The sequence below is a fragment of the Streptococcus sp. UMB1203 genome (genome assembly GCF_030217725.1).
In the GTDB taxonomy this organism is placed as follows: Bacteria; Bacillota; Bacilli; order Lactobacillales; family Streptococcaceae; genus Streptococcus.
Window position 1 is genome coordinate 1 of the sequence record NZ_JASOOK010000049.1, and the last position, 5,013, is coordinate 5,013.

Genomic DNA, 5,013 nt, shown 5'->3' on the forward strand with positions numbered 1-5,013 from the left:
GTGATAGCTGTGATAGCTGTGATAGCTGTGATAGCTGTGATAGCTGTGATAGCTGTGATAGCTGTGATAGCTGTGATGTCATCGCAATAGCAGTCGTCATAGTGGTTTTTATAACTTGTTTCTTTGTAGAAATTAGAGTTATAAAGATTGCTTTTTCTATATTATATTTGCATTAATCCTAGGAGGGAAAATGGAACATAAACAGAATTCATTAAGTAGGGTAAAGCGTCACCAAAGCGAAAAGGTTTTGCGCTTTTCTATTCGTAAATATAGCTTTGGTGCGGCTTCAGTTGCTGTTGCAGCGCTGATGTTTTTGGGTGCGCGCGTTGCGAGTGCGGATAGTGTAAGCGAAAATACTACACCATCTGCTGCGGGCGTAGTAAACCCTAAAGATGAGCCCAAGTCGCCTCAAGAGAGTACAGGCGCTGCTGAAAACAAAGTAGATGCAGGAAACAAATCTCTGGAAAATCAAGCACCTGCAGTTGCTACAAATAGAGCTAATGCAGGTGATAAAGCCAAGTTAAGAAAAGTAGTTGAAGAATTAAATTTTCTTCTTTCAACTAAATTAAACCTTGACGATTCAGTAGTCTCGCCTGTTAAAGACAGACTTCAAAAAGGAAAAGAGGCTCTAGAAAATTCTGAGCTAGCTCAAAAGGATATTGATGAGCTTGTAGAACTCTTGTCTAAAGATGTGACAGTCGTATCAGCTGCTAAGGAATCAACTGGGGTTCAAGTAGATAAAACTGAGAAGCAGGCTGAAAAACCAGCGAGCCAACCTTCTTCTGAAGTAAGTGCAAGCGAAGAGAGTCAAACTGTATCAGCTAAAAAAGATGCTTTGAAAGTATCTGTAGATCAATTGCAGGCAGCTGTTTTGGAATTGCCTGAGCATGAGACTAGCAAAGAAGTTCTTGAAAAAGCCAATGAACTATTGGGCTTGGCTCAAGGTGTTCTTGAAAATACAACAGTTTCTCTGAACGATGTTGAAGATATGACAAAACGTGTGAAGAGAATGTTTAACTCTGTTAAAAACGCTACAACACGTTTGACTTCAGGTGCTCGTGACTCACGTAATGGTCAGAGAATGCCTAAAGGTACTCAATTTAGAGCAAATGGTGAAATCAGTTCAGGAGCCTTAGCAAATATTAAATATTTCGCCTCTGTGGATCCTAAAAAAAATGGAGGCCAAAGTACTCGAAACAACGAACCAGAATTAACATTAAATAAAACAGATATCAAAGCCTACTATATGCAAGATAGTCAAGGTAAATGGATTGTTTACGATGTGTTCTTCAATAATGATGGACATAAGATGACAGAAAACACTTATCAACAACACTATTACTTCCAAGCTCCGTTTAACATTATGGACCCATCTAATACAGTAAAAGATTTAACATTTACACGTTATCGTAATACCGGAGGTAGAAGACTTTCAGATGATTTCCAAGGCTTTGAACAATATGGTAATACTGCTACAATCTCAAATCCATGGGCACAACAATATAAAATTTTTAATAATGATGGATATTCGTTTTATGATCCGAATTCAGGGGTAACTCGTGATAATCAAAGATGGGATGTGTTCAAAAATAACCGATATGATTCGACATTAAATCAGTTACCTAAAGATAAAAATGGAAATTATCCAAAGGCGTCATATTATCTAGGTATAGATGTTGGAAGAGAAAGTACTGATTATGCGGTGCACATGCATGCGAAGATTAAGTTGAAAAATGATGTTACTGAAGCAGAGGCGAATGCTTATGGTCGTGCATATGCTGCATCAGTAACAAAAGCTCTAAATACTAGTTACTCATATATTATAGGGACATTAGGGACGAGTTTAACTCCAAGAGATACAACACCGCCAACTATTACTGCAAACGGAGCAACAGTTACAAAAAATGAAAAAATTGTAGATATTCCAGTAACAGCTGAAGATAATAAAGGCGGAGTTGGAATGCGTCCAAACAATCCAATTGAAGTAACTGGATTACCACAAGGACTAACATTTACGAATGGTAAAATTACTGGAACACCAACAGGACCTGTAGGTAATAGTACAGTAACCATTAAAGCCTATGATAAAAATGGAAACAAGGCTGAAAAAACAATTACGATTACAGTAAAAGCAGCAGATACACAACCACCTACATTGACTGTTACACCAGCAGAACAAACTGTAAAAGTTGGTGAGAAAATCTTATTTAATGTAAATGGACAAGATGATACTAAGGTGAATTTAGACTTTACAGATATAGCAACAAAATATGCTAGTCATCTATTTACGCAAAAAACGACTTATTCAGTAAATACTGACAAACAAAAGACGCTATCTATTGACCTTGGAGCGGCAAAAGAATCTGATATTGGAGAAAAAACAGTTACCTTTAAAGCAACTGATGACGCTGGTCACGAAGTTGTTAAGACAGTAAAAGTAAAAGTTGTACCAGCCACTAAAGAAAATGAAAAACACAATCCAACGGCAGAAACTGTTGTAGTTGGAATCAAACAAGAATTAACAGATGAAGCAATTAAAGCAAAAGTTAAAAATTATCCAAGTAATGCTACGTTAAGTGTTAAACAAAAACCTGATACAGATACAACAGGTAACAAAACAGCTACAGTTATTGTGACTTACTCTGATAAATCAACGGATGAAGTAACAGTTCCAGTAGTGGTTCGTGATACAACGCCACCAAAAATCTATTGGGCTAAAGACGATGGTAGCAAAGTGGAGTTAGGAAAAACTCATGAAGAAGGACAAAATATAGTTATTCCACTATACCGTGGTGATGCAGTGAATACACGTCTTATCACTACAGATGATAGTGGAAAAGTGACGAACTTCAAAATGGAAAACCTACAAAGTGGCTTTAACTTTACCCCTGTCAGTGGTACGGCAACAGAAGGTTCGCCATTAGGACAAAATGTAACAGGAACAGTAGGTTTAGGTGTTGCAAAAGGTAAGTATACTGCGCGTGCAATTTCAACTGATGGCACAAATTCAACAACAGGGCATTTTGTATTTGAAGTACATGAACAGGCAGAAAAGTATACTCCAGCAGCAAATACGCTGACTGTACCATTTAATCATAAGATTACAGATGATGAGGTTAAAGGAAAAGTCATTGCTAAGCCTGGTACGCCAGCCTTCCCAGCCGGAACTATCTTTGAAGTAGTTTCAAAACCTGAAACCAATACTACAGGAACAGATAAAAAAGCAGTCGTAAAAATCACATATCCAGATAAATCAACTGAGAATATTGATGTCCCTGTCCATGTAGGGAAAGACTTAGCTAGTCAGCATCCACTGGAAGGTCAGACAGTAACTGTTACAGTTGGAGATTCACTAAGAACGTGGCAGGGACGTGTAGATTCTAACCAATACACAGATGCACCAAAAGGACGTGGAAATGGGGTACAATGGGGTTGGAAAGGAACAGCGCCGAAAGTTGTTCAAGATACAGCAGGTGTCTTTAAGTACACAGCAACAGCAACTCATACAGATAAATCAGTAGCAGAATCTGATCCACAAGTAACCGTTATTGTTAAACCAAAAGCTCCAACAATTGAAACGGATTTAACTGGTAAGGCAGAATTACCTAACACAGCAGTTGTTGTAAATGTTCATAACGGGGTAAAAGATGGCTCTATTGTAACACTTTATTCTCAGGATGGACGTGCAATTGGTAGAGGTACTGTGGCTAATGGAAAAGCGACAATTACAGGAACAATTCCAAAAGGAAATATTACAGCTAAAACAACTGTTCAAACACCAGGTGAACAAGATGTTACATCTGATCCTAGTCCAGAGAAAGTAGCGACAACTAATAAAGCAGCTCTTTATCCTATCAAAGGTAAAACGGCGACTGTTACAGTTGGAGATTCGTTAAGAACCTGGAAGGGGCGTGTGGACGCTAACCAATATACAGACGCTGGACCTAATGGTAAAGGAATTGGAGTTGAGTGGGGCTGGGAAGGGACAACGCCGAAAGTTGTTCAAGATACAGCAGGTGTCTTTAAGTACACAGCAACAGCAACTCATACAGATAACACAGTAGCCAAATCTAATCCGCAAGTAACAATCATTGTTAAGCCAAAAGCTCCAACGATTGAAACAGATTTAACAGGTAAGTCTAATAAAGAAAATGTTCCAGTAACTGTTTCTGTTGGAGGGGGAGTTAAAGATGGTTCAATCGTAACTCTTTATGGTCCAGATGGAACAACTGTTATTGGTACAGGAACTGTAACAAATGGAAAAGCAACAGTAATCATCCCAGGTAAGGTTCCAGTAGGAAATATTACAGCTAAAACAACTGTTCAAACACCAGGAGAAGATAATGTTGTGTCAGAACCAAGCCCAATTAAGGAAGCAACAAATATTGTTCCAACAGCTAAAACTCAAACAGTTGGGCTTAAGGTGCAACCGAATGCTAAGAACAGTATTGGTAATAATAGTGACCTTCCAAATGGTACAAATTACACATGGAAAACGACACCAGACACTTCTACATCAGGAGACAAGCCAGGTGTTGTAACTGTTACCTATCCAGATGGTTCTACTATCGATGTTCCAGTAACCGTTAAGGTGACTCAAGTATCTGATGATTACACACCGAAATACAACGATGGTCATGGAAAACCAGGAACTGAGGTAGAAATACCATTAAAAGAAGAGAACGGTAAGAAAATTCCAGGAGGAACAACATTTGAAAGTGATCAACCAGGAGTCATCTCAGTAGATAAAGATGGAAAAGTAACAGTAACGATCCCAGAAGGAGCAAATCCAGGAGATAAGATTACAGGTAAGATTACAGTAACATATCCAGATGGATCAAAAGACGAAGTACCAGTAAAAGTAACGGTAACTAGTCGAGATAAAGATGATTACACACCGAAATACGATGATGGAAATGGAAAACCGGGAACTAAAGTAGAAATACCATTAACAGAAGAGAACGGTAAGAAAATTCCATCAGGAACAACCTTCGAAAGCGATCAACCAGGAGT

At 38.4% G+C, this 5,013-nt stretch carries 1 protein-coding gene; it reads left to right on the forward strand.

All coding sequences use genetic code 11. From position 1 onward, the window contains the following. Positions 1-190 precede the first annotated feature (190 nt). Positions 191-5,013 (forward strand): Rib/alpha-like domain-containing protein (locus QP439_RS08675; protein ID WP_285389587.1); only part of this gene is annotated, 4,823 nt, incomplete at its 3' end.